General features: G+C 30.0%; 1 protein-coding gene. It reads right to left on the reverse strand.

From position 1 onward, the window contains the following. A partial coding sequence (locus EII29_RS12490) for a hypothetical protein (RefSeq protein WP_158612572.1) occupies window positions 1-310 on the reverse strand: 310 nt, incomplete at both ends.

Here is a 310-nt window from a genome sequence, read left to right on the forward strand (position 1 = left end):
TTTTTTCTTATTGTATTTGCTGTTCTATATTCTCTAAATTTATTATAGATTTCTTCTGAGATTAATGCACTTTCGTAAACATAAGTTCCATGTGGGTTGCTTACTAAATTTTTTATATCTTTTTTTGAAACAGTTTTGCCTTCCTCTATAGAATCCAAATAATTATCTTTTATTTTATTAATTTGATCACCTATCACCACATTAGAATGCAGATAATCAGGTTTTCCTATTTTCTTACTGTCAGGTAACACAGGGATAAACAAGCCCGGCATTAACTGTTCTCTTAATGCTGCCTTCCCTATAGGTAAAT

Source organism: Leptotrichia sp. OH3620_COT-345 (assembly GCF_003932895.1).
Classification (GTDB): Bacteria; Fusobacteriota; Fusobacteriia; order Fusobacteriales; family Leptotrichiaceae; genus Pseudoleptotrichia.